At 65.3% G+C, this 25307-nt stretch carries 20 protein-coding genes and 1 pseudogene; 10 read left to right on the forward strand and 11 right to left on the reverse strand.

The features are described from left to right. Positions 1-12: 12 nt before the first annotated feature. Positions 13-969, reverse strand: a complete 957-nt coding sequence (locus XcuCFBP2542_RS07185) for a LysR family transcriptional regulator (protein WP_104602921.1) — start codon at positions 967-969, stop codon at positions 13-15. Positions 970-1088: 119 nt separating this feature from the next. Between XcuCFBP2542_RS07185 and aceB the strand changes: the two genes are divergently transcribed. From aceB to XcuCFBP2542_RS07205, 4 genes are all read left to right on the forward strand, one after another. Then, on the forward strand, positions 1089-2705 hold the full coding sequence (gene aceB, locus XcuCFBP2542_RS07190) for a malate synthase A (protein WP_104602922.1): 1617 nt from the start codon (positions 1089-1091) through the stop codon (positions 2703-2705). Between the two features lie 162 nt (positions 2706-2867). Further along, complete coding sequence (aceA, locus tag XcuCFBP2542_RS07195) at positions 2868-4163, forward strand: isocitrate lyase (RefSeq protein ID WP_104602923.1); 1296 nt, start codon at positions 2868-2870, stop codon at positions 4161-4163. Between the two features lie 419 nt (positions 4164-4582). Beyond that, positions 4583-5641 carry a GGDEF domain-containing protein gene (locus XcuCFBP2542_RS07200; protein ID WP_104602924.1) on the forward strand — a complete coding sequence of 353 codons (1059 nt, stop codon included), beginning with the start codon at positions 4583-4585 and terminating at the stop codon, positions 5639-5641. A gap of 3 nt (positions 5642-5644) precedes the next feature. After that, a complete protein-coding gene (locus XcuCFBP2542_RS07205) occupies positions 5645-8158 on the forward strand; it encodes a putative peptide modification system cyclase (RefSeq protein ID WP_104602925.1) in 2514 nt (837 codons plus the stop codon). Between the two features lie 46 nt (positions 8159-8204). Here XcuCFBP2542_RS07205 and XcuCFBP2542_RS07210 read toward each other — a convergent pair whose 3' ends face one another. Then, positions 8205-8510 carry an NHLP-related RiPP peptide gene (locus XcuCFBP2542_RS07210; RefSeq protein WP_104602926.1) on the reverse strand — a complete coding sequence of 102 codons (306 nt, stop codon included), beginning with the start codon at positions 8508-8510 and terminating at the stop codon, positions 8205-8207. A 157-nt stretch (positions 8511-8667) separates the two neighbouring features. Between XcuCFBP2542_RS07210 and XcuCFBP2542_RS07215 the strand changes: the two genes are divergently transcribed. Further along, the gene (locus XcuCFBP2542_RS07215; RefSeq protein WP_104603000.1) at positions 8668-9828 is read left to right on the forward strand and encodes a putative peptide maturation dehydrogenase; all 1161 of its coding nucleotides are present in this window, start codon (positions 8668-8670) and stop codon (positions 9826-9828) included. A 93-nt stretch (positions 9829-9921) separates the two neighbouring features. On the opposite strand, the gene XcuCFBP2542_RS07220 is transcribed toward XcuCFBP2542_RS07215, so the two are convergent. From XcuCFBP2542_RS07220 to XcuCFBP2542_RS07235, 4 genes are all read right to left on the reverse strand, one after another. Further along, complete coding sequence (locus XcuCFBP2542_RS07220) at positions 9922-12006, reverse strand: S9 family peptidase (protein ID WP_104602927.1); 2085 nt, start codon at positions 12004-12006, stop codon at positions 9922-9924. Between the two features lie 99 nt (positions 12007-12105). After that, complete coding sequence (locus XcuCFBP2542_RS07225; protein WP_104602928.1) at positions 12106-14133, reverse strand: acetyl/propionyl/methylcrotonyl-CoA carboxylase subunit alpha; 2028 nt, start codon at positions 14131-14133, stop codon at positions 12106-12108. Positions 14134-14365: 232 nt separating this feature from the next. Further along, on the reverse strand, positions 14366-15976 hold the full coding sequence (locus XcuCFBP2542_RS07230; protein ID WP_104602929.1) for a carboxyl transferase domain-containing protein: 1611 nt from the start codon (positions 15974-15976) through the stop codon (positions 14366-14368). 10 nt (positions 15977-15986) lie between these two features. Then, positions 15987-17150 (reverse strand): isovaleryl-CoA dehydrogenase, encoded by a 1164-nt coding sequence (locus tag XcuCFBP2542_RS07235; protein ID WP_104602930.1) that lies wholly within the window; start codon positions 17148-17150, stop codon positions 15987-15989. A gap of 128 nt (positions 17151-17278) precedes the next feature. Between XcuCFBP2542_RS07235 and XcuCFBP2542_RS07240 the strand changes: the two genes are divergently transcribed. From XcuCFBP2542_RS07240 to XcuCFBP2542_RS07250, 3 genes are all read left to right on the forward strand, one after another. Further along, positions 17279-17896: a TetR/AcrR family transcriptional regulator gene (locus XcuCFBP2542_RS07240; protein WP_104602931.1), complete on the forward strand. Its 618-nt coding sequence runs from the start codon at positions 17279-17281 to the stop codon at positions 17894-17896. An 85-nt stretch (positions 17897-17981) separates the two neighbouring features. Next, positions 17982-18356 carry a hypothetical protein gene (locus tag XcuCFBP2542_RS07245; protein WP_055853635.1) on the forward strand — a complete coding sequence of 125 codons (375 nt, stop codon included), beginning with the start codon at positions 17982-17984 and terminating at the stop codon, positions 18354-18356. Continuing rightward, on the forward strand, positions 18353-18880 hold the full coding sequence (locus XcuCFBP2542_RS07250; RefSeq protein WP_104602932.1) for an RES family NAD+ phosphorylase: 528 nt from the start codon (positions 18353-18355) through the stop codon (positions 18878-18880). The genes XcuCFBP2542_RS07245 and XcuCFBP2542_RS07250 overlap by 4 nt, the downstream gene beginning before the upstream one ends. Before the next feature lie 203 nt (positions 18881-19083). Here the strand turns inward: XcuCFBP2542_RS07250 and XcuCFBP2542_RS07255 are convergent, their stop codons facing one another. The 4 genes and pseudogenes from XcuCFBP2542_RS07255 to XcuCFBP2542_RS07270 all read right to left on the reverse strand — a co-directional run bounded on the left by XcuCFBP2542_RS07255 (position 19084) and on the right by XcuCFBP2542_RS07270 (position 22009). Then, positions 19084-19419 carry a DUF3325 domain-containing protein gene (locus tag XcuCFBP2542_RS07255; protein WP_104602933.1) on the reverse strand — a complete coding sequence of 112 codons (336 nt, stop codon included), beginning with the start codon at positions 19417-19419 and terminating at the stop codon, positions 19084-19086. After that, positions 19416-21037, reverse strand: a pseudogene (locus tag XcuCFBP2542_RS07260) (PepSY-associated TM helix domain-containing protein). Before XcuCFBP2542_RS07260 ends, XcuCFBP2542_RS07255 begins: the two are co-directional and overlap by 4 nt. Continuing rightward, positions 21034-21342: a DUF3649 domain-containing protein gene (locus XcuCFBP2542_RS07265; protein WP_104602934.1), complete on the reverse strand. Its 309-nt coding sequence runs from the start codon at positions 21340-21342 to the stop codon at positions 21034-21036. The pseudogene XcuCFBP2542_RS07260 and the gene XcuCFBP2542_RS07265 overlap by 4 nt, the downstream one beginning before the upstream one ends. Before the next feature lie 22 nt (positions 21343-21364). Then, positions 21365-22009, reverse strand: coding sequence for a DUF4198 domain-containing protein (locus XcuCFBP2542_RS07270; protein WP_104602935.1), 645 nt, complete (start codon positions 22007-22009; stop codon positions 21365-21367). A gap of 283 nt (positions 22010-22292) precedes the next feature. Here XcuCFBP2542_RS07270 and XcuCFBP2542_RS07275 point away from each other — a divergent pair, with 283 nt between their 5' ends. After that, positions 22293-22811, forward strand: coding sequence for a c-type cytochrome (locus XcuCFBP2542_RS07275; RefSeq protein WP_104602936.1), 519 nt, complete (start codon positions 22293-22295; stop codon positions 22809-22811). 313 nt (positions 22812-23124) lie between these two features. Beyond that, positions 23125-24843: an ExeM/NucH family extracellular endonuclease gene (locus XcuCFBP2542_RS07280; protein ID WP_104602937.1), complete on the forward strand. Its 1719-nt coding sequence runs from the start codon at positions 23125-23127 to the stop codon at positions 24841-24843. Positions 24844-24890: 47 nt separating this feature from the next. Here the strand turns inward: XcuCFBP2542_RS07280 and XcuCFBP2542_RS07285 are convergent, their stop codons facing one another. Continuing rightward, positions 24891-25271 carry a MerC family mercury resistance protein gene (locus XcuCFBP2542_RS07285; protein WP_104602938.1) on the reverse strand — a complete coding sequence of 127 codons (381 nt, stop codon included), beginning with the start codon at positions 25269-25271 and terminating at the stop codon, positions 24891-24893. Positions 25272-25307: the final 36 nt, after the last annotated feature.

Below are 25307 nucleotides of genomic sequence, written 5' to 3' on the forward strand. Positions count from 1 at the left end.
TGGCGGGTGGGTTCAGCGCTCTGAATCCCCACTCTCGTCGTGCCCGCGCGGGGTGAATAGATCCGGCTGGATCAGTTCGATGAAGGCATGCGCCTGCGGCGACAGGTACTTGCCTTTGCGCACCACCACGCCGTAGCTGCGGGTAGGGAAAAAATCCTTGAGCGATCGCGTGGCTAGCCGGTCGCGATCGGCATCGGTGACGCAGATGGCGGTGACGATGGAAATGCCCATGCCCATCGCCACGTACTGCTTGATGACCTCCCAACCGCCGACTTCCAGCGCCACGGTGTACGGCACGCGCGCCTGCTGGAAGATCAGGTCGACCAGGCGGTAGGTCACCTGCCGGCGTGGCGGCAGGATCAGCGGATAGGGCGAGAGGTCGTGCAGGCTGACGGTGGGCTTGCGCGCCAGCGGGTGGTCGGGTGGGGTAATCAGCAGTTGTTCGAACCGGTAGACCGGCGCATAGGAGAGGTCGGCCGGCACGTCCAGCATCGAGCCCACTGCCAGATCCACCGCATTCTCGCGCAACAGATCGGTGCCGTCGGCGCTGATGGCGTTGTGCAGGGTCAACCGCACGTCCGGGTGGCGCGCGCGGAAGTGTTCCACGATGCGCGGCAGCAGGTACAAGATGGTGGAACTATTGGCGGCGATGGTGAGTTCGCCGGCATCCAGGCCGCGCACTTTTTCGCGAAAGCTGGCGTCCAGCCCGTCCAGGCTTTCCACCAGCGGCAAGGCCATGTCGTACAGCAGCTGGCCCTCGCGACTGGGCGCCAGCCGCCGTCCCGAGCGCTCGAACAGTGCCACCCCCAGGTCGCGCTCCAGCGCCTGTAACTGCTGCGTCACTGCGGGTTGGCTGACATAGAGCGCCTCAGCGGCCCTTGAGACGGACCCTAACCGCACCGTCTGGCAGAACGCGCGCAGCGGTTTGAGACGATCGGATTTGTAGGAAAAACGAGGGGTTGGCGCCATGGCACTGAGCTAGCGGGATTAGATATAAGTCCAGCTTATTTACAGCATTGATAAAACTGTTTTGTCAAATAATGATTGCCGGCGCACGGTGCAGGTCCGGACGCACAAGGATCTCCCACATGTCTGCCACCGCTTTTGCCTCACGCCCCACCGACCGCGCCACGCCCGGCCTGTCGTTGACCACCCAGGTTGCAGGGCAGGCCGAGCTGCTGCCGCCGGCCGCGCTGGCCTTGCTGGTGTCATTGCACCGCGCCATCGAACCGGGCCGGCAGCAGCGCCTGGCACAGCGGCGTGTGCGCCAGGCCGCCTTCGATGCCGGCCAGCTGCCGGACTTCCGCGAGGACACCCGCGCCATCCGTGCCGGCGACTGGCGCGTGGCTTCATTGCCGGCGGCGTTGCAGGACCGCCGTGTGGAGATCACTGGCCCCACCGATCCGAAGATGGTCATCAACGCGCTAAATTCCGGCGCCAAGGTGTTCATGGCCGATTTGGAGGATTCCACCGCGCCCACCTGGCGCAACCTGCTGGCCGGCCAGCGCACCCTGGCCGCCGCCGTGCGCGGCGACCTGCGCTTCGACGCCCCCAACGGCAAGCAGTATGCGTTGCGCCCGGAAGCCGAGCGCGCCGTGTTGATCGTGCGCCCGCGCGGCTGGCACCTGGATGAAAAGCACGTCCAGATTGACGGCCAGCCGCTTGCCGGCGGCCTGTTCGACGCGGCGCTGTTCGCCTTCCACAACGCCCGCACGCTGCTGGCCAAGGACCGCGGCCCCTACCTGTACCTGCCCAAGCTACAGAGCATGGAAGAAGCTGCGCTGTGGGACACCGCGCTGTCGCATATCGAAGCGATGCTGGGCCTGCCGCATGGCCAGATCAAGGTGACCGTACTGATCGAAACGCTGCCGGCGGTGTTCGAGATGGACGAGATTTTGCACGCGCTGCGCGAGCGCATCGTGGGGCTCAATTGCGGACGCTGGGACTATATTTTCTCGTATCTGAAGACCTTCCGCGCGCACCGCGACCGCGTGCTGCCCGAGCGCGGCCAGGTCACCATGACCCAGCCGTTCCTGAAAGCGTATTCGGAACTGCTGATTAAGACCTGCCACCGCCGCGGTGCGCATGCGATGGGCGGCATGGCCGCGCAGATCCCGATCAACCACGATGAAGTCGCCAACGAGCAGGCGATGGCCCGCGTGCGTGCCGACAAGCTGCGCGAAGTCAGCGCCGGCCACGACGGCACCTGGGTGGCGCATCCGGCCCTGATTCCGGTGGCGATGAAGCTGTTCGACGAACACATGCCCACCGCGCACCAGCAACACGTGCTGCGCAACGATGTGCAGGTAACGCGCGACATGCTGATCGCCCCGTCTCCCGGCACCATCACGCGCGCCGGTTTCGAGGGCAATGTCGAAGTCTGCGTGCGGTATCTGGCCGCGTGGCTGGATGGCAACGGCTGCGTGCCGATCCACAACCTCATGGAAGACGCCGCCACCGCCGAAATCAGCCGCGCGCAGCTGTGGCAGTGGCTGCATCACGGCCAGCACCTGGACGATGGCACCACCATCGATCAGCCGCTGTTGCAGGCCAGCCTGCGCGCGCTGCCGGCCCGGCTGGGAACTGCCAGCGCGCTGCCCGGTGCCGCGCACATCGATGAGGCGATCGCACTGCTGGAAGAACTCAGCCGCGCCGACGAGCTGGCCGATTTCCTCACCATTCCGGCCTACCGCCTGATCGACTGATCGTTTCGCTGCAGCAACCTTGGCGCTGCAGCGCTCGCCGCAACGCTCCACACCGCCCGTTGCGCGTGCCTGCGCAACGGAGGGCCGCGCCATGCCGCGTGCATCGCGTGCGCGCCGTTCCTTCCTCGTTCCATCCGTCGTCCCTCTCCAGGAGAACGCAAGATGAGCACTGCACTGCAAAGCGCCGACCACCTGCAGCAAGACTGGGCCAGCAACCCACGCTGGGCCGGCATCACCCGCAACTACACCGCCGCCGACGTGGTGCGCCTGCGCGGCACCGTGTATGTGGAGCATTCGTTGGCGCGGCTGGGCGCCAACAAGCTGTGGACCGCGTTGCATGCCACGCCATTTGTCAACGCGCTGGGCGCGCTGACCGGCAACCAGGCCATGCAGCAGGTCAAGGCCGGCCTGAAGGCGATCTACCTGTCCGGCTGGCAGGTGGCTGCCGATGCCAATCTGGCCGGGCAGATGTACCCGGACCAATCGCTGTACCCCGCCGACTCGGTGCCGGCGGTGGTCAAGCGCATCAACAACACCTTGCTGCGCGCCGATCAGTTGCACCATGCCGAGGGCAACGACGCCATCGACTTCCTGCAGCCCATCGTGGCCGACGCCGAAGCCGGCTTCGGCGGCGTGCTCAACGCCTTCGAACTGATGAAGGCGATGATTGAAGCCGGTGCGGCCGGCGTGCACTTCGAAGACCAGTTGGCCTCGGTCAAGAAATGCGGGCACATGGGCGGCAAGGTGCTGGTGCCCACCCGCGAGGCGATCGAGAAGTTGAACGCCGCGCGCCTGGCCGCCGACGTGCTGGGCGTGCCGACCGTGCTGATCGCGCGCACCGATGCCGAGGCGGCCGACCTCATCACCAGCGACGTGGACGCCAACGACCGCCCGTTCACCACCGGCGAGCGCACGGTTGAAGGCTTCTTCAAGACCCGCAACGGTCTGGACCAGGCCATCAGTCGCGGCTTGGCGTATGCGCCCTACGCGGACCTGATCTGGTGCGAAACCGGCAAGCCGGACCTGGAATTCGCGCGCGCCTTCGCGCAGGCCATCCACGCCAAGTTTCCGGGCAAGTTGCTGGCCTACAACTGCTCGCCCAGCTTCAACTGGAAGAAGAACCTGGACGACGCCACCATCGCCAGGTTCCAGACCGAGCTGGCCAGCTACGGCTACAAGTTCCAGTTCATCACCCTGGCCGGCTTCCATGCATTGAACCACAGCATGTTCCAGTTGGCGCATGGCTATGCACGCCGCCAGATGAGTGCATTCGTCGAACTGCAACAGGCCGAATTCGAAGCGGCGGAAATGGGCTTCACTGCGGTCAAGCACCAGCGCGAAGTCGGCACCGGTTACTTCGATGCGGTGACGCAAGCCATCCAACAGGGACAGTCATCTACGACCGCACTGCGCGGCTCTACCGAAGAAGAACAGTTCCACGGCGACAAGGCGGCCTAGCCCAAGGCGTAGGAGCGCATCCCGTCGTTGCGTTGCGTCTGTCGGCTGCCACCGGCCGCTGCTGGAGCAGGTGCGATCAGGACGCTTGCGATGCCAGATGGAAGCATCGGGCATCGCAGCTGCATTCTGCAATGGCCTGGCACCAGCGCTGGGTTTGCTTCGCCGACGATGTTGGCAATACCGCGCGCTTGGCAACACCGCGCATGTGTTCGTGCAGCGGTGCGCCACCGGACACGAATAATTCGCGTTGTCGCAAATGCACTGCGCTGTCCACGCAATTGCCTAATACCACGTCCCGCCTTGAGACCCGACAGTTCGTCTCTATTACTGCTGAGAAGATCCGTGATCTGGTACTGAACAGACGGCTACGGTAGGATTTGCCCATGGGCCAGCGTTGCAGGTTGGCCTGGGGATACCGGATGACATGCCATGACACCGCTGGCGCAGTCGAGCCAACGGGAAGCGTTGCCAAAACGCATCCCGACGGGCTGCATGCGTCCATGACTGCTGGAGAACTGGCGTTCTTCGCGCGCTTTGGCCGGGCGCGCGAGGTTGCCGCAGGTCAGGTGTTGTTCGAGCGCGGCGTAGTGGGCACGCAGATGTTCATCGTCATCAGCGGTCAGATCGATCTGGATTTCGGCGAAGACCTGATGCTCAAGCATCTGGGGCCCGGCGAATTCTTCGGCGAGCTGGGTCTGCTGATAGGCGATCATGCGCGCAGCGCCGGTGCCAGCGCTTCGATCGACAGCCGCCTGATCGAGTTGACCCATGACGATTTCCAACGCCTGGTCGACCAGGATCCGTCGATGGTGGCGCATTTTCTGCGCCGCTCCATCGTGCGCGTGGTCAACAACGAGCAATTGCTGATTCGCCAGCTACGTCGCCGCAATCACGACCTGGAGGCGGCGCTGGACAACCTGTATGTCACCTCGCACCAGCTCAACCACAGCGAAGAGCTCAGCCGCACCGATGAGCTGACCGGCCTGCACAACCGGCGTGGCCTAGCGCTGCATCTGCAGGAGTGTCGGCGCTCGGGCGTGGTGCCCGGCGTGGGGCTGATCCTGATCGACTGCGACCGTTTCAAGCGCATCAACGACCAGTTCGGCCATCTGGCCGGCGACCGGGCGTTGCAGAACGTGGCGCATGCATTGCGGTCGGTCATCGCCGACGGCGATCTTGCCTGCCGGCTGGGTGGCGACGAATTCTGTGTGCTGGTGGCGCAAGGCGCGCCGGAGCTGGTGCAGCACATCGGCGAGTGCATCGTGCGGGCAGTGGAAGCGCGCCTGTGCAATGGCCTGGGCGAGCAGGGCTGCTCGGTCAGCGTCGGGCTGTGCATGATCGATACGGATGCGGCCTGGAACGATTGGTACACGCTGGCCGACAGCGCCTTGTACGAGGCCAAGCGGCAGGGCGGCAACATGTTGTCCATGCGCGATGCGCCGGTGCCGGGTAGCGCAGCGGCATCGGGTCATCGCTGAGCGATGGGCCGCCGCACCCACGCACGCAAGGATGCGTCGTCGGAAGCGATCCAGGCGCCACGCCTACGCACCTTGTTGCTGACCGATCTGTGCGATTCGACCGCGTTGGTCGAACGCATTGGCGACAACGCTGCCGCCACCTTGTTCCGTGAACACGACCGGTTGGTGCTCAAGCTGCAGCAGCAGTGGCGTGGTCGCCTGATCGATCGTTCCGATGGGTTGTTGCTGTTGTTCGATCGCCCGATCGATGGCCTGGGCTTTGCGCTGGATTACGCCCATGGTCTCAATGTGATGGGTCAGGCGCATGCGCAGCTACTACGTGCGCGACAGGGGTTGCATGTAGGCGAGGTGCTGACCTGGCGCAATAGCCACGAAGCGGTGAGCATCGGCGCCAAGCCGCTGGAGGTGGAGGGCCTGGCCAAACCCACCGCTGCGCGCCTGATGTCGATGGCGCGGCCGGGGCAGATCCTGATTTCGGCCGTCGCCGAATCGCTCACGCATCGCGCCGCACGCGAACTGGGCGCGCGCGCCGGACGCATTGCGTGGAAGTCCCACGGCCGCTGGCGATTCAAGGGCGTGCCCACGGCGATGGAGATCCACGAAGTCGGTGAAGTCGGCCTGACCCCGCTACGCACGCCCAGGAACTCCCCCAAGGCCTGGCGCGACGTCCCGCTGTGGCGGCGGCCTGCCACGCTGGTGGCGGAGCTGGGCGTGCTACTTGGCATTGGTGTTGCAGTCTGGCTGGTTGCGCGCCCGCAGCCGGCGATCGCGTTTGCAGAGCGCGACTGGGTGGTGGTCGGGACGGTGCGTAACCTGACCGACGACGTGATGCTGGAAGGCTCGCTCGACCAGGCCTTTCGAATCAGTCTGGAGCAATCGCGATACGTCAACGTGCTTGGTGAAGACAGGGCGTCGAAGCTGTTGACGCTGATGCGCAAGAATCCCGCCAAGGATCCACTGGATCGCCGCAATGCCTCCGATGTCGCATTGCGCACGGGTGCACGCGCGGTCCTGCTTCCTTCCGTGGGATACGTTGGTGGCCGCACGCGTTTCGTTGTGGAGGTCGTCGATCCCAAGACCCAGCAGACCGTAGCGGTCAGTACCGCATTCGGCTCCAGTCGCTCCATTCTTGCTGCTGTCGATAGCGTGACCGCTGATTTGAGACTTCAGCTCGGCGAGAACCGCCACAGTATTCGTCACAACAGTGCGCCGCTGCCGGAGGTCACCACATCCAGTCTCGATGCGCTGCGTGCGTATGCGCTTGGACAGCAGCGCTATGCGGAAGGCAAGTATGTCGCTGCCCTGGATTTCTTCCAGAAGGCCGTGGAGATCGACCCGCATTTTGCACTGGCATGGCTTGGGCAAGTGAGGGCCCACTTCGCAAGCATCGATTACAAGCATGCCATCAAGGCCTTGAAGGTTGCCACGCAGTTCAAGTCGCGGCTGCCTCCGCGCGAGGCCCTGTATGTCAAGAGCTGGAATGTGCAGCTCCTGGATCCGGCGGCAGCGGCCAGCTCCTGGATGCAGATGGCCGAACTGTATCCGGACTACGGTCCTGCCCAGGCGAATGCAGCGATGGATCTGTTCGTGGCCAACCGCTTCACCGAGGCGCTGCCGTATGCGCGTGCATCGGTGCAGGAGAAGTACGACCTGTCCAGCATATCGCTGGATATGTACGGGCGCATCCTGCTCGCGCTCGGTCGCTACGAACAGGCCGATCTGGTGGTGAAGAAAGCCGTTGGCCTGGGGTGGAACGGTGCGTTGCTGCGTCAAGCGGCCATCGCGGCTGCGCAGCGTGACTATCCCGAGGCACGCGCTGCGCTTGCACAGGTCGACAAGGCCAACTTTCATGCCGATATCACCCGGACCACGCTCGCTCTGGACGAGGGGAATCCGCAGGCGGCAATTGCCTATGCGCAAGCCGGATTGGAGGCCGGACGCATCCGGCGAGGTACCGACCGCATCAACTACTACGTTCCGTTGGCGACCGCGCTGCTGGCGTCCGGACAGCACGCCAGGGCCGTGGAAATCGCGAAGAAAGGCGCCGATCTGGCGCTGCAGGACCTGAGCATGGACGTGCCGGTGGACACCATCGACAACCTCTCCACCGCCCTGGCGGCCGCGCTGGTCATGGCGCGCGCAGGGGATCCAGCGGGTGCGGCGAAGATCCGCGACCGCGTCAAGGCATCGCGGTTGGTCTTTGCCAACCGCCTGGTCGTTGAGTTGGGCGCCGTTGTCGATGCGGAAATCCTGCTGGTCCAGAAGCGGCCAGAGGACGCATTGCGCGTGCTGACGCCTTATCTGGATTCGGTCTCCCGATTCCAGACGCGCGCCACTGCCATGCGTGCTGCACGGCTGGCGCAACGCGCTGCAGATGCACGAACCCAGCACGACTGGATCCGCCGGCGTCGGGGATTGGCTTACGCGGAGATCGAATGCGGATACTGCCTGCAGCCGCTCAACCTGCTGGATCTGAAAGCCGCCGAGGAATCCTGGGTGACAGACGCGCAGGGGTGAAGCTGTGGCATTGCGGCAGGTCTATCGTGTCCGCGTGGCCAGTCGTCTACTTGAGCGTTCTGTCGCCGCGATAACCGGCATCCAGTTGCGGGACGATGTGGGAGGTTCCCGAAGTCAGCATCGCGTTGATCTGCTCGCGCGCACTTGCAATGACCTCCTTGTCCGCCAGCTGGATCTTGGCCACGCAGTTGCATACGAATGCTTCCAGGTCGTCGCCCGGCGCGGCGACATGTCCAACCTCGGTGAGTGCCTGCACGGTGTCCGAAACGAACAATGCGCGAAAGGCATCGTCGGTGGACAAACGGTCGATCAGATTGCTTGCAACGGCAGGATCAAGCTTCAGCGTGGGCATCGTTGGCGCTATCGGTGGGGTCGAGCATCACATAACGGCCACGCGCGGGTCGGCTTGAGCGCCCTTCTGCAAGTACCTCAAGTTCGATTGCGTGGTGACGTTATCCCTGGGGCAGAAAGGTCTGCGCAAGCTGCATATGAAGCCGTTGGAGAAGCTGATGCGAGTCAGGCGTTGTGCGATTGTCGTGCTGGAACCACGCGAAACCGTTTCCTATACCCTGGAGAGCCTGCTGCAAGGAGGCAATGGGCTGGACCATGTGATGCAGTGGTTCGCGCTGGCGGCGCATCTGGATGAGCCGGTAGCAGTATCGGAACCTCAGCAGAAGATGTTGGGTGAGCTCAGTCCGACGCACTGGGCAGACCGATCGCCGTATGACGGTGACACGCTCGATAGCCTGGTCGCCGAGGGTCTGGTGTTGGAGGAACACGCACCAGAGTGCGGATTTGCGCAAGCCGACGCATGCCTGCGGACTGCGCACTGGCATCCGCTGGCTGCATTGCTGCATGCATTCACGCGCTGGGACGATGTGGACGCGGTCAAGAATACCCGGGATTCCGGCACCGAGACCGCATTGGCAATGCGGCGTGTGCTGGGGCCCGCACCAGCGGCGGTTGGGGCGATCGATGACCAGCAGGCATGCATCGGGTTGCCGCCGGTGGCCTCGGGTGATTTTGATGATTTGCTGGGGCGACGTGTCACCTGTCGTAACTTCGATCAACACCGGCCAGTGCCGCTGCACACCTTCTCGCACCTGGTGCAGCGGGTGTTCGCGGCGCGCGCGCAGGTGAAGGTGGGTGATGATCTGGTCTTCCTGAAAAAGAGCGTTCCCTCCGGTGGCGGATTGCATCCCATCGAGGCATACATCTTGGTCAGGCACGTGGATGGGCTGGAACCAGGCGTGTATCACTATCGTGCCGATGCGCACGCCGTGGAGCGCATTCCAGGCCTGGAGTGCTCCGACGCGTTTGTCATGCAGGCTGTCGGGCAGCAGCACTGGTTTGCAGAGGCGCACGCACTGGTGGTCCTGGTGGCGCGTTTTGACCGCACGTTCTGGAAATACCGGCAACACGCCAAGGCGTACCGTGTGGTGGCATTGGAAGCCGGCCATCTCTCGCAGACACTTTATCTTGCGGCGACCGACCTTGGCCTGGGGGCATTCATCACGGCTGCAGTGAACGAAAAGCATCTTGAACGGGCGCTTGGACTGGACCCGGTCTCGCAAGGTGTTCTGGCTGTCTGCGGCTTCGGCTGGCGCGCCGCAACGATGGTCACCGCAGAGCTGGATCCTGCGGGTGCAATCTGGACCGAGGCGTCGTGACGCATCGCACGCGGTGTGCGTCGTCGTGCAACGAGAGCCGGCCACCCGGGCCGGCTCCCGCTGTGCCCCGGATGACCGGGGATTGCGTGGTTGCTACTGCCGGATCGTCTGGGTATGCGCCTTCAAGGCATCGCCCAGCCCGGTGATCTTGTCGGCGCCCTCCGGCACGGTGATGCTGGAGCCTTGCAGATCCGTGCCGATCGGCTGCACGCGGCCGCCCAGGCACTGGCCAAGGAAGGCTTCGGTCACTGCATTGAAGGCCTTGCTGTTTTCCGGGCGGCGAAAGCCGTGGCCTTCGTCGGGGAACAGCACATAGGTCACCGGGATGTTCTTGGCTTTCATTGCATTGACGATCTGGTCGCTCTCGGCCTGCTTGACGCGTGGGTCGTTGGCACCCTGGCCGATCAACAGCGGCTTGCTGATCTTGTCGACATGCGAAAGCGGCGAGCGTTCGGTCAACCACTGCTTGCCGGCTTCGGTGGCCGGGTCGGCCATGCGCTTGATTAGCCGTTGGTACATGCTCGCCCAATAAGGAGGGATGGTGCCGAGTAAGGTGTTGAGATTGACCGGGCCGACCAAGTCAACGCCGCATTTGAAAGTGTCGGGCGTGAAGGTCAAGCCGACCAAGGTGGCGTAACCGCCGTAGCTACCGCCCATGATGGCGACCTTGTCGGGCGTGGTGACACCTTGCTTGACCGCCCATTGAACGGCATCGAGCAGGTCATCGTGCATCTTGCCCGCCCACTCCCCGTCACCGGCATTGAGGAACGCTTTGCCCAGCCCCGACGAACCGCGAAAATTCACCGCCAACACGGCATACCCGCGGTTGGCCAGCCATTGGTGATATGCATTGTAACCGTACGTATCGCGCCCCCATGGGCCGCCATGTACGAATACCACCAGTGGTGCCGGCTTATCGGCGTGACCGTCATGGTTTGTATCGACCGTGGTCGGCAGGGTGAGGTAACTGACGAGCGTGAGGCCGTCGCGCGATGCGATTTCCTGCGGCCACATCGGTGCGAGCGGCTTAGCTTCTATCGTTGGGCGTGCTGAAAACAATTTCGTTAATTTACCGCCATCGGCGCGCGCGTAGCGGTAATAGGTCAGCGGTGTTTCTGCGGCGGAATATGACACGATCCAGATGCTATCATCCCGCGTGCGTGCGGTAATGGTTATATCGCCACTACCAAGTGTCTTGAGGGCCTGCAGGTCCTTGGCGATGCCTGAGTCCAGCGGCTTCCATTCTTCGCGCAGATAGTTGGTCGACACCGCCTGCACCGCCCCGGTAGCGGGATCCGTCAAGGTGGTATCCACGTCGGCACGAGGGTTTTCGAACAGTAGTGTGCGCGTATCAGTTGTGGTGTTGATCGCGTACAGCGCTGACGTGTCGCGTTCACGCGAATCGAGCATGTAAAGCGTTTTTCCGTCGTCTGTGAGTCCTTCAAAGGACGTGTTTGAGACGTCTTCAAATGGAACCACATCCACACTTTTCCACCGCTGTTGATCGGGAATCAGGAGTTCCTTGCTCGCGTCTTTGGTGGTGCGCGTTGCATAGCGAAGCTGATAGTCAGCATCGAGCAGGTAAGACTCCAGGTTGTCGGTGTTCCGTCTAACCAGGGTACGCTTTCCTGATGCCAGATCCACACGATACAGATCGTGCCATTTCTGATCGCGGTCGTTCATGCCGACCATGATCGCCTCGGGATGCATGGCACTGGTTCGATACAATTCGGCTTTGGTCTTCTTGAACGGCGTGAGATCTCGGCTGACGCCATCTGCAAGATCGACCGCGAACAGATGGAAATCTTCATCTCCGCCGTTATCACGCAGATACAGCAAGGTGCCGGTGTGGTAACTCCAAAAATAGTCGCGGATGCCGCGCGCGGTGTCCTTGGTGATGGCGCGCGCCTGGTCCGGCGCATCCACCGGTGCCACCCAGACGTTGAGCACGCCATCCAGCGGCGCCACCCAGCTGAGGTACTTGCCGTCCGGGCTGATGCTCACGTTGGCGCGCTCGGGATTGCCGAACAGCGCCTCGCGGGTAATCAGCTCCGGTGGCGCCGCAGCGGCGGTGGCCGCCGGTGCGGAGGAGGAGTTCTTCTCCGCAGCGGGTGCGGTCTTGTCGTTGCAGGCAGACAGTGCCAGCAGCATGCTGGACACAAGGAGCAGGCGTTGCATGAAGCCTCCGATGGGAAAACGGCCAAGCCAGCCGCTGCCACAACGCTAGAGGCAGCCGCCACCTTTGCATACGTGCCGTTGGTCATCCCACCCGCCGCGCTACGCAGAAGCGGACACGAATTCCACCAGCGCGACGCCATCGGCCACCAATTCGCCCTCGGCCACCAGGTAACGTTTGACCGTGCCGTCGCTGGGAGCGTGCAAGGTGTGCTCCATCTTCATCGCTTCCAGCACCACCAGCGCCTGCCCCCGGGTGACCGGCTGGTCGACCGCAGCCACCAGTGAGACGATGCGGCCGGGCATCGGTGCCGTCAGCCCGCCGGCATCATGCGCGGGTTGATCCGCCTCGGTGAGCACATCGTGGTGATGGAAGACCGCCCGTCGCGTGGCATCGATCAAGATCAGCGTGGCGCCGTCGTGCAGCGCCTGTACGCGCCACTGCCGGCCATCCAGTTCCACGCGCACGTGCTGGTCCTGCGCGTGGTAGCGCAGCGTGTGGGTGTGGCCTGCCTGCGTCACCTGCCAGTCGTTGCCGTGCCGGCGAACGCCAAGCTCGCGGCGCTCGCCGGCCGCTTCCAGGTGCACGCGCTGCGTTGCATGCGCGCCAATCCGCCAGCCATCGACGGCCTGCCAGGGCGAAAACGGATCGGCTGGATCGGCTGCGGGTGTGGGCAGCGCGGCGACGATCAACACGGCGGCCAGGCACCACCAGGCCTGCTCCGGTGCCACCGCAGCCGGGAACAGCGCCGCCTGCTCGCGTTCGATCAAGCCGGTATCCAGATCGGCGGATGCGAATGAGACGGTGTCCACCAGCCGCGCCAGGAAGGCGCTGTTGGTGGTGACACCGACCGCATGCACCTGCGCCAGCGCCGCGCGCATGCGTGCCAGCGCGGCGGGGCGATCCACATCCCAGACGATCAGCTTGGCAATCATCGGGTCGTAGTAGGGGCTGATGGTGTCGCCTTGTTCAACGCCGGCATCCAGGCGCACATGCGCGCCGGTGGCAGGCAACTGCAGCTGGCGCAAGGTGCCGGTGGAGGGCAGGAAGCCGCGGTCGGCATCTTCGGCATACAGCCGCGCTTCCAGTGCATGCCCGTTGATCTGCAATTCGTGTTGGCGGCGTGGCAGCGGCTCGCCAGCGGCCACGCGCAGCTGCCACTCCACCAGGTCGGTGCCGGTAATCAGCTCGGTGACCGGGTGCTCCACCTGCAGGCGGGTGTTCATTTCCATGAAATAGAAATCGCCCTCCGGGCCGGCGATGAACTCCACCGTGCCGGCGCCGACATAGCCCACCGCGCGCGCCGCATCCACCGCCGCCTTGCCCATGGCGGCGCGGCGTTCCTGCGTCATGCCGGGTGCGGGCGCTTCTTCCAACACCTTTTGATGCCGGCGCTGCACCGAGCAATCGCGTTCGAACAGATACACCACTTCGCCCCGCGTATCGCCAAACACCTGGATCTCGATGTGACGCGGGCGCTCGACGTATTTTTCCACCAGCACCTGCGCATTGCCGAACGCCGATTGCGCTTCGCGCTGGCAGCTGGCCAATGCCGGCTCGAAGTCGGCGCTGGCATCCACCCGGCGCATGCCCTTGCCGCCGCCGCCGGCGCTGGCCTTGATGAGCACCGGATAGCCGATCGTATCGGCTTGGGCACGCAGGAAATCCGGCGCCTGGTCATCGCCGTGATAGCCGGGTGTCAACGGCACGCCGGCACGTTGCATCAATGCCTTGGCTGCGCTCTTGTCGCCCATCGCACGGATCGCCGTTGCCGGCGGGCCGATGAAGACGATGCCTGCCTGGGCGCAGGCCTCGGCAAAGCCGGCGTTTTCCGAAAGAAACCCGTAGCCGGGATGGATCGCCTGCGCACCGCTGGCGCGTGCGGCCTCCAGGATCGTCTCGCTGCGCAGATAACTCTGTTGCGCCGGCGCGGCGCCAATATGGATGGCCTCATCGGCCAGACGCACATGCCGCGCGTTGCGGTCGGCATCGGAGTACACCGCCACGGTGGCAATGCCCAGCCGGCGGCAGGTGGCAATGACCCGGCAGGCGATCTCACCGCGATTGGCGATCAGGATCCTGTCGAAGGGGCGCTGGCGCGGGGTGGCGATGGAAGGCTGCTGGGTCATTGGTTCGGTCTCTGCACAGCGCCGGCGTGGCCGGTGGTCGTGCGATCGGATGGTGCGCTTGAAAGCGGGTGTTCATGCGTGATGGATACGGCGTTGTTGCCAGACGCATCCAGCGTGAGCGCATGTGTCGACACTGGTTCGGAACGGTTGCGCGGGTGCGGCATAGGCAAGTACACAGTGCAGATAGGCGTGCACGCCTGCATGCGCCGTGCCCGGCTGCGCACCGTCCTGCTCACATCCGAAACACGCCAAAGCGCGTGGGCTTGATCGGCGCATTCAACGCGGCCGAAAGGCCCAGCCCCAACACGCGGCGGGTATCGGCCGGGTCGATGATGCCGTCGTCCCACAGCCTTGCACTGGCGTAGTAAGGATGGCCCTGCTGTTCGAACTGTGCGCGGATCGGCGCCTTGAAGGCGTCTTCTTCCTCGCCCGACCACGCGCCGCCCTTGGCCTCGATGCCGTCGCGACGCACCGTGGCCAGCACGCTGGCGGCTTGTTCACCGCCCATCACGCCGATGCGTGCGTTCGGCCACATCCACAGGAAGTTGGGTGAGTACGCACGTCCGCACATGCCGTAGTTGCCCGCGCCGAACGAGCCGCCGATCACCACGGTGAACTTGGGCACCTCGGCACACGCCACCGCCATCACCAGCTTGGCGCCGTCCTTGGCGATGCCGCCATGTTCGTATTTGCGTCCCACCATGAAGCCGGTGATGTTCTGCAGGAATACCAGCGGAATCCCGCGCTGCGTGCACAGTTCGATGAAGTGCGCGCCCTTGAGCGCGGACTCGGAAAACAGGATGCCGTTGTTGGCGATGATGCCCACCGGGTAGCCGTGCAGATGCGCAAAGCCGGTGACCAGGGTGCTGCCGTAGCGTGGCTTGAATTCGTCCAGTCGCGAGTCGTCGACGATGCGGGCGATCACCTCGCGTACGTCGAAGGGTTTGCGCGTGTCGGCGGGGATCACTCCATACACTTCATCGGCCGCATGTCGCGGCGGTAGCGGTGCCTGCAGCGCCAGCGTGGCAGCGGGCTTGCGCCAGTTGAGCTGGGCGATGATGGTGCGCACACGTGCCAGCGCTTGCAGATCGTTGTCGGCGAAGTGGTCGGCCACCCCGGAGATACGCGTGTGCACGTCGGCGCCGCCCAGCTCCTCGGCGCTGACTTCCTCGCCGGTGGCGGCCTTGACCAGGGGCGGGCCGCCCAGAAAGATCGTGCCCTGCTCGCGCACGATTACCGTTTCATCGCTCATCGCCGGCACGTACGCACCGCCAGCGGTGCACGAACCCATCACGCAGGCGATCTGCGGGATGCCGTTGGCCGAGAGGTTGGCCTGGTTGTAGAAAATCCGCCCGAAATGATCGCGGTCGGGGAAGACTTCATCCTGCAGCGGCAGGAATGCGCCGCCGGAATCGACCAGGTAGATGCACGGCAACCGGTTTTGTTGCGCGATCTCCTGCGCACGCAGGTGTTTCTTCACCGTCATCGGGTAATAGGTGCCGCCCTTGACGGTGGCATCGTTGGCCACGATCACGCATTCCACGCCCGACACGCGGCCGATGCCCGCCACCACACCGGCGCAGGGCACCTGGTCGTCGTACATGCCGTGCGCGGCCAGCGGTGCGATTTCCAGCAAGGCGCTGCCCGGGTCCAGCAGCGCATCGATGCGTTCGCGCACCAGCAACTTGCCACGCGCGCTGTGCTTTGCGCGCGCGGCGTCGCTGCCGCCGAGTGCGGTCTGCGCCAGCGTACGGCGCAGGTCCTGCACCACCACGCGCATGGCCGTGGCATTGGCCTGGAAACTGTCGCTGCTCACCTGCAGCTGGCTGTTGATGACGCTCATGGTGGCTCCGTCAGGCAGTGCGTTCGAACAGTTCGCGGCCGATCAGCATGCGCCGGATCTCCGAGGTGCCCGCGCCAATTTCGTACAACTTGGCATCGCGCCACAAGCGCCCGGTGGGGTAGTCGTTGATGTAGCCGTTGCCGCCCAGCACCTGGATCGCCTGGCCGGTCAGCCAGGTGGCCTTCTCGGCGGCGTACAGGATCGCACCGGCGGCGTCCTGGCGTGTGGTGCGCCCGGCATCGCAGGCGCGCGCCACCGCATACACATAGGCACGGCAGGCATTGAGGCCCACGTACATGTCGGCCAGCTTGGCCTGCATCAACTGGAAGCTGCCGATCGGCTCGCCGAACTGCTTGCGCTCGTGCACGTAGGGCAGCACCACGTCCATTGCCGCGGCCATCAGCCCCAGCGGGCCACCAGCCAGCACAAGGCGTTCGTAATCCAGCCCCGACATCAGTACGCGCACACCGCCGTTGAGCGTGCCCAGCACGTTCTCGGCTGGCACTTCGCAATCGGTGAACACCAGCTCGCAGGTATTGGAGCCGCGCATGCCCAGCTTGTCCAGCTTCTGTGCGGTGGAAAACCCCGGCATGCCCTTTTCGACAATGAAGGCGGTGATACCGCGTGCGCCGGCGTCCGGGTCGGTCTTGGCGTACACCACCAGCACATCGGCGTCGGGGCCGTTGGTGATCCACATCTTGTTGCCGTTGAGCACGAAGCGATCGCCACGCGCATCGGCGCGCAGCTTCATCGACACCACATCCGAGCCCGAGCCGGCCTCGCTCATCGCCAGTGCGCCCACATGCTCGCCGCTGCAGAGCTTGGGCAGGTAGCGCTGCTTCTGTGCGTGGCTGGCATTCTTGCGCAGCTGGTTGAGGCACAGGTTGGAATGCGCGCCATACGACAGCCCGATCGCACCGCCGGCGCGCGAGATCTCTTCCATCGCCACCACGTGTGCCAGGTAGCCCATGCCGGTGCCGCCGTATGCTTCTTCCACGGTTAGCCCCAGCAGGCCTTGTTCGCCGAACAGTGGCCATAGCTGTGCGGGGAAGACGTTGTCGTGATCGGCTGCGGCGGCGAGCGGGGCGATATGGTGGCTGGCGAAGGCGGCCACGCTTTCGCGCAGCAGGTCGATCTCTTCACCAAGCTCGAAATTCAAGGACGGCACATGCATGCAACAACTCCACAAGGATCGGAACGTGCCGGGTGGGGGCGGGCGGGCCGCGCGGCGGATATGACCAGCCTAGCGGTCCGAGACAAAAAAGTGAACTAAAATTCAACTATTGAACCAAGAATCACACCATGGCTTATCGACGCTCCGCCCTGATGGAAGAACGCCTGGCCGGCAATCGCGAACGCATCCTGCAGGCGGCGCGGGTGCTGATCGCCGAGGGCGGCTACCGCAATGCCCCGATCACCGCGGTCGCGGCCGCTGCTGGCGTTTCAACCGGGCAGATCTACCGGCATTTCCCCTCCAAGGCAGAACTTTTCGTGGAAGTTCTGCATGCTGCCGTGCAGCGGGAGGTGACTATCCTGCGTGCCGTTGCCAACACCCCGGCACCGCCGAGCGAGCGCCTGCGCACGGCTATCGCCACCTTCGTGCGGCGCGCGCTGGCCGGCCCGGCGCTGGCCTATGCCTTCATCGCCGAGCCGGTGGAAAGCGAGGTGGACGCCGAACGCATTCGCGGCCGCCGCTTGTTCGGCGAGGTGTTTCGGCAATTGCTGGCCGAAGGCGTGGCCGCCGGAGAATTTCCCGAGCAGTCGCTGGATGCCGCCGCGGCCTGCCTCGTGGGTGCCTTTACCGAGGCCCTGGTCGGGCCGATCGCGCCAAGCCGTGGCGATCCGCAGCAGGGCGAACACCTGGTGGAGGCGATCTGCGGCTTCTGCCTGCGCGCGGTGGGGACGTCTGCGCGGGCCTGACACGGCGCTGACCGTACTTCAACTGTGCTGGATGAATGCGCATTTCTGTGCATATACTGTGCGCGACTCCTATCCGAGCACCTCCATGGTTGCCGTCCTCAATCCCCTGTCCCTGACCGAGCGGTTGCGCGCGCCCGACCGCACGATCCTGTCGCCCTCGGCCATGGCCGGCCTGCTGGAGCTGTCGCAGCAGGAGCTGGCCGAGTTGGCCGGTGTGCACCGCAACAGCCTGCGCGTGCATCCGGAAAGCCCGCGCGTGCAGGACCTGTTGCGCAATCTGTCGCGGTTGCTGGTGGCCATGGCGCAGATCCAGCCGGACGAACGCCAGCTGGTCTTCCATCTGAAGAACACCCCGATCCCCGCATTCGAATTCGCCACCTTGCTGGAAGTGGTCAAACAAGGCCGCACCGACGATGCGCTGACCTACCTGCGTACCGTGGCCGCCGGAGCGGCTGGTTGAAGCTGAGCGCCCCGGCGCACTGCACGCTGTATCGCGCCTTCACCCCGCGCTGGGCCGCCGAGCCGTTGAGTGGCGCCGGTGCCGCACGCTCGGGCGGGCGCTTCAATCGCTTCGGCCAGCCGGCGCTGTACCTGTCGCTGCAACTGGAGACCGCCGCGGCCGAATATGCGCAGGCGGCGCCGTTCCTGCCGCCGTTGACGCTGGTCAGCTATGCCGCGCAGCTTCCGGCGCTGGCCGACCTGCGCCTGCTCGACGACAGTTGGGACGCACTGTGGGCCGACTGGACAGACGACTGGCGCAAGGCCCTGGTCAACAAGGTCGAACCGGTGAGCTGGGTGCTCGGCGACCTGCTGCGCGAGGCGCAGATTCCCGGGGTACTCTTCCCAAGCATGGCACTGCCGGATGGCGTCAACGTGGCGCTGTTCCTGGACATGCTGCAGCCCGAACAGGTGCTACGCGTGCTCGACGACGGCCGCCTGCCGCGCGACGGCCGCAGCTGGGGCGATCCGCCGACGACGGTGTAGCCGTGGTGCGCACCGCTTGCACCGCAGCGGCAGGTGCATGCCGAAGATCGCGTGCGGCATCTGCGGCTGCGCTGTAGCGAGCACGCAGCAATCCGATTATTGGAGGATTGGCTGGCGTAGCCTTCCGCACACCGGGGGCCTATCCACAGACATCGCGTATCCCGGCACAACGCCACCGAGACTGCGACTTCACCGCGACCGATTCAACCCGCCAGCAGCTGCGCCATGCCCGCCAGCATCGGCGCGAGCAGTGCTGCCGGCAAGATCCATCCACGCCGATACGGCAGCAGCCATAGCGCCAGCACGGCCGTCGCCGCCGTGAGGCTGCCCAGCCATAGCACGGGCCCGATGCCCCAGCCCTGCGCGTGCACGGCCAGGCCAAAGGTGAGCAGCAACAGCGCCCAGCCCACCAGCCGCAACTGACGCGTGCGTGCAGTGCCCAGGCGGCGGCCACGGACCTCGTGCTGATGCTTTTCCATCGCCAGGCACAACGCGGCAAACCCGGAAAAATTCAGCGCCAGCACCAGCAGCACGTTCATGCGCCTTCCTGCATCGGCACGTTCATCGGCACGTTGCTCTGCGCCACGGCCGCGCGCTGGCGGCGTGCGGCCGCCGATGGCGGCGCGGTCCAGCGCGCTGCAGGCGCCAGCCGGCAATGCCCAGGCCCACGCCCAGGCCCAGGCAGACCAGATCGACGCCAGCCAGGGCCCATTGCCCGGCCGGCAAGGTCACGCCCAGATGCACATCGGTGGTCACGGCATTGAGCAACGGGATCAGCGCCAACAGCGCCGCGCCCAGATACAGCTGCCAGCTCCACATTGCCCGTCGCGGCAACACGAAGGCCGCCAGCAACGCCGTCGCCCAGGCGGCGAAGAACACATGCGCCTCCATCGCCGCCCGCCCGTCCAGCGCCACCGGCAGCAGCCGGTTGGCCCAGAAGAAACTGGCAAAGGCAATCGGCAGGCCGGCCACGGTGCCGATATTGAGGGCATCCACCAGCCGCAGGCCGAATCCGATCCGCCCGGCCTTCAGATGCTTGGGCCGTTCCTTCACCGCCCACATCACCACGCCGCTGGCCACCATCAGGCAGCCCAGCAGGCCGGAACCGAAGAACAGTGCGCGCAGCCAAGGCCCGGCGAAGTGGGCAATATGCAGGCCCACCATCACCCCGCGCGTTTCACTTGCACCACCAGGCGCGCCGCTGCGTTGCAGGCGTTGGCCGCTGGTGCCGTCGTACAGGATGGAGGGCGCGTTGCTCGACAGCGCGGTGGCCAACTGGCTCACGCCCACTGCCGCATGCGCATCGTTGGGGAGCGACACCGCCACGTTGCCGATCTGCGCGCCGCGCAGGTCGCGGCGTGCACGCTCCACGAACTGTTCCAGCGGCAGCATGCGCGCCGGCGTACTCGCCGCTTGCCGCGTGTCGGCCACACGGTTGGCCGACTCGTCGTAGAAACGCATCTCTTCGCTGCCGTAGCGCGCCTTGATGCCCCACGGCAGGTACATGAACATCAAGGTCACGATGCCGGTGTAGGTAATCATCGCGTGGTACGGCAATGCGGTCACCGCGCTGACATTGTGGAAATCCAGCCACGAGCGCAGGCCCTTGCCCGGGCGAAAGGTGAAGAAGTCCTTGAAGATCTTCTTGTGGGTGATGACGCCACTGATGATGGCCACCAGCATGAACATCGCGCAGAACCCCACGATGTAGCGCGCCCACAGCACCGGCATGTAATGCAGGTCGAAGTGCAGCCGGTAGAAGAACTCGCCGCCCAGCGTATCGCGCGCAGCGATTTCCCTGCCGGTGGCCGGGTCGATCATGGCCGTGCCGTACATCGGCCGGCGCCCGGCCGGTTCGCCGGCGGCGGGCGCGGGATTTTGCCAGTACATGCTCACCACCGGCGTGCGTGCATCCGGCAAGGTGATGTTCCAGCTCAGCGCGTCGGCCGCATGGGTGCGCAGGTACTGCTCGGCACTGCGCAGCGCGGTGGCGGTGCTCACCGTGGTGGTGGGCAGCTCCGGGCGCATCCAGCGGCTGATTTCATCGCGATAATAGCTGGCGGTGCCGCCCATGAAGATCAGCAGCAGCACCCAGCCGACCAGCAGGCCGGTCCAGGTGTGCAGCCAGGCCATCGACTGGCGCAATCCCTGCTTCATGGTGCGCCCTGTTGCAGCCAGGCGACCAGCGCGAACAGCAGTGCGGCCGGCACCGCGATACCGGCCCAGGCGCGCCACACGCTGGCAGTGGCGAACGCCCACAGCGGCGCGCAGGCGTACACCACGATGCCGACCAGCATGCTGGTCAATACCGCTTCGCTACGCGGCATCGGCAGCACCAGCGCCAGCACCAGATTGGTGGCGCTGGCCAGCGCGTAGCCACCGACCATGGCCGCCAGCGTGCGCGACAGTACCCCCAGCCAGGGGCGCCTGAACCAGGCCGGCGGTTGGGCAGCGGTTGCCATGCGGGAAACGACGCGGCTGCGGTTATTCGGCCTGGAAGGTCAGCGTGCTGATGTGGTGCACCAGGGTGACCTGCTTGCCGGCAATCTCACGCTTCACCGGCTCCTTGGTATTGACCACCAGGATGTGGCGGCCGGCACGCAGCGTCGGCAGCGTCACCTGGCCCTTCGCATCGGAGGTCAGCGTCTTCTGCCACTTCTGCGGGTCGATCACGGTGACGTCGGCCTTGGGCAGCGGCTTGTTGCGATAGAGCACGGTGAGCGTGTTGCCGTTGGCGGTGGTGGGCACCAGCTCCAGGTCCAGCTTGGCCGACGTGGTGGAACGGCCGGCACGGGCGTAATAGCTCACCGTTTCAAAGCCGCCGGCGTCGCCCTTCCACGGCTCGAACACGCCCTCGTCGCTCAGCCAGGCATCGCCGGCACCGGACAACGGCGCGGTCAGGAACTCGCTGCCACGTTGCAGGGCACCGGCCTTGCCGGCGCTGCCGAACACGGTCGGCTTGACCACGCGCTTGATCTCGTCCTGGCCGTGGTCGAGGACTTCCTGTGTCGGTTCGCCGAAGTAGATGCGCACCGGACCGCTGCCGTCGCGCTCGATCCAGATTTCGTGGGCCTGGGCGGACAGGCTGAGACTGGCCACGGCCAGGCAGGACAGCAGGAAGGCTTTCATCGCGGCAACTCCTCGGAAGACTGGCTGGGCGCCGCGCGAATCGCGCGAGCCCTGTATTGATGGGAATGATACGCAATTCCCACAATCGAGACCAATGCGCCATGCGGCATTGCGGCAATTCGACGGCATTCCCCCGCGCGGGTTAGCCGCGCGAACGTGTGGTTGCCGGGGTGCTGTGCAGGTTGCGGTAAAAACTGTCATCCGCTCTGGTCAGACTGGCGTGCACTGTGCTCTATACTCGGCCGCTAGCAGAGGTCTTCGACCAACAGCCAGGGGTGAGCGCGTGCGGAATTACGACCTCGAGTTCCTGAAAAAATTCTCGATGGTGATCGGTTTGCTGGTGGTGATCACCCTGGGGCTGATCGCCCTGGCAGCCTATTTGCAACGGGTCATTCCCGACGAAGTCTCGCCGACGGCCGCCAAACGGCTGCAACAGCGCATCGCGCCTGCAGGCGCGGTGTACGCCGGCACCACGGGCGCAGCGGCCCAGGCAGCCGCCCAGGCGGCCGCCCTGGCCAAGGCGGCCTCACAGTCCGCCTACGGCGGCACCACCGACGGCAAGACCATCTACAACAACCTGTGCACCGCCTGTCACACCAACGGGATCGGCAAGGCGCCGACGCTGGACCACTCGCATTGGGATGCGCGTATCGCCCAGGGCAAGGACACCTTGTACAAACACGCGATCCAGGGCTACACCGGCCCGGACGGTGGCATCATGCCGCCCAAGGGCGGCAATCCGGCACTGACCGAAGAGCAGGTGCGTGCCACCGTCGACTGGATGCTGGGCAACCTGAAATAAGATCCTGGCGGGCCGTTGGGGAAGGGCGGTCCAACGGTATCAGTTCTGCTTGGTTGAGCTGGTTCGCGATTGGCCGCCATGCCGGTGCGTTGCCTGCAGACCACGGTGCAGGTATCCATGGCCAAGCGCGCTGCGTGGTGCAATGCATCGGCTGCGCCGCCTCCTTGGTAGCGTCGGCTTGATCGCTTTCTGTAGAGCGCGCGCGCCTGGCGCCACTTCATCGCGGTTTGCTAGCCTGCTTCCGCGCTTTGGTTATGACGCGCCGCCTCCCGGGCGGCGTTTGCGTTTGGTCCACTTCTTCTGGAGTCGTTCGATGTCGCCTCGCCCGCTGGTTGTGCTCGGTCTGGTTGGTTTACTGGCCCCGCTGCTGTGCAGCGCCGCCGATGGCACCGCGCAGCTGCTCTCGATTGCCGACGTGCAGGGCGAAGACAGTCGCAGCCCCTACGACGGCCGCGTGGTGGAGGTGGAAGGCATCGTCACTGCCGACACGCGCATCGGTCTGGCCGGCCTGTTCGTGCAGCAGCCCGGTTTCGAGCCGCGCCGCTCGCACGGCCTGTTCGTCACCGGTGCCGGCAATGCCGAGGTGGTAGTGGGCGACCGCGTACGCATCACCGGTACCGTGCGCGAGGTGGCGGCCGGCGGCGATGCGAGCCTGACCAGCGTGGACGCCAGCAGCATCGAGCGGCTCGCCGGCGACCAGCCGGTGCCGGTGCGCATGCTCAGCGGACCGCCCGCCGATTGGGAAGCACTGGAAGGCGAGCATGTGCGCATCGCCGCGCTGACGCTCAACGGCAGCGACCGCCTGGACACCTATGGCGAGCTGATCGCCGGTTTCGGCGGGCGCCTGTGGCAACCCGGCGAGGTGGCGGCGGCCGGCACGCCGGCATTCGCCCAGGTGCAGGCCGATAACGCGCGCCGCCGGGTGCTGCTGGACGACGCCCGCAGCGGCCGCAACCCCAAGACGGTGTCCTACCTGCCGGCCGATGCGGTGCTGCGTAGTGGCAGCCTGCTCAAGGCGGTGGATGGCATCGTCGATCAGCGCTACGACGGTCAGTACCGCATCCAGGTGCTGCGCCCGCTCAGCCCGCCGGCGCTGCCGACCGCAGTGGCGCCGCAGGTGGGTGGGGATCTGCGCATCGCTTCGTTCAACCTGGAAAACTTCTTCAACGGCAATGGCCGCGGCGGCGGCTTCCCGACCAAGCGCGGCGCCCGCACGTACGCACAATTCCAGGCGCAGCTGGCCAAGCTGGTGGCCACCATCGTGCCGCTGCGGGCCGATGTGGCCGCGCTGATGGAACTGGAAAACGACGGCAACGACGGCGACGCTGCGGTGGCGCAACTGGTGGCCGCGCTCAATGCGGCCGGCACCGACAAGGATTGGCGCTTCGTCGATACCGGCAACGGCCCGGGCGAGGACGCAATCCGTGTTGGCATCATCTACCGCAGCAGCCAGGTCACCCCGGTGGGCAAGCCGGCCACGCTGACGGGCGGGCCGTTCGATCACCACAGCCGGGTGCCGTTGGCGCAGGCATTCCGCACCACCCGGGGGGCCACGTTCGTGATGGTCGCCAATCACTTCAAGTCCAAAGGCTGCGGCAACGCCAGCGGAGCCGATGCCGATCAAGGCGACGGCCAGGCCTGCTGGAACGCGACCCGGACCGAGTCGGCCAAGCGCCTGCACCAGTGGCTGCAGACCGACCCGACCGGCGCGCAGACCAGGTTGGCGGTGCTGCTGGGCGACTTCAACGCGCATGCGATGGAAACCCCGATGCGCAGCCTGCGTGCCAGCGGCTGGCAGGACGCCTTCGCAGTGGCCGGCGTGAAGCAGCCCTATAGCTACGTCTACGACGGCATGAGCGGGCGCCTGGATCACGCCTTGCTCAGCCCGGCGATGGCCAAGCAGCTGCGTGGCGCGGTTGAATGGCACATCAATGCCGACGCCATGGACGAGGCTGGCTATGCCAAACGCAATCTGCCCGGCCCGTGGCGCAGCTCCGACCACGATCCGGTGCTGCTGGGGTTTGCGCTGTAGTGGGTGGATGACCGCAGTAGGCGCGTCGATCCGCGCGGCCCGCTCGCTCAGGTCGCACAACTCCGGCGACGCAGACGCAGGTTGAGCAGATGCGCGCTGGCGAGCAGCAGGCTGGCCACTACCGTGATCGGTGTTTCCAGGTGTTCGTCGGCGATTCCGCTCGCGCCCAGCGCCAGGCCAGCCAGGCCGCAGCCGGCCATGCCCCAGAGCGCGGCCGGGAGCGCGTGGCGCCGCTGATTGCTCCACAACGCATAGCCACTCAGCGGCACCGCGGCGGTGGCGAATACCACATGGACCCACTCGGCACGGCTCCAGGTGCCCAGCAGCGGGAGTGCTACCGCCAGCAGGGGCAACGCCAGGCAGTGCAGCAGGCACAGGCTGGAGAGGGCGATGGCGGAGTTGTCCAAAAGCGAAGTGCTCGGGCGCATACGGCTGCCTCGTCCATTGAATGTTATATAGTAACA

This window comes from Xanthomonas cucurbitae, from assembly GCF_002939885.1.
GTDB lineage: Bacteria > Pseudomonadota > Gammaproteobacteria > Xanthomonadales > Xanthomonadaceae > Xanthomonas > Xanthomonas cucurbitae.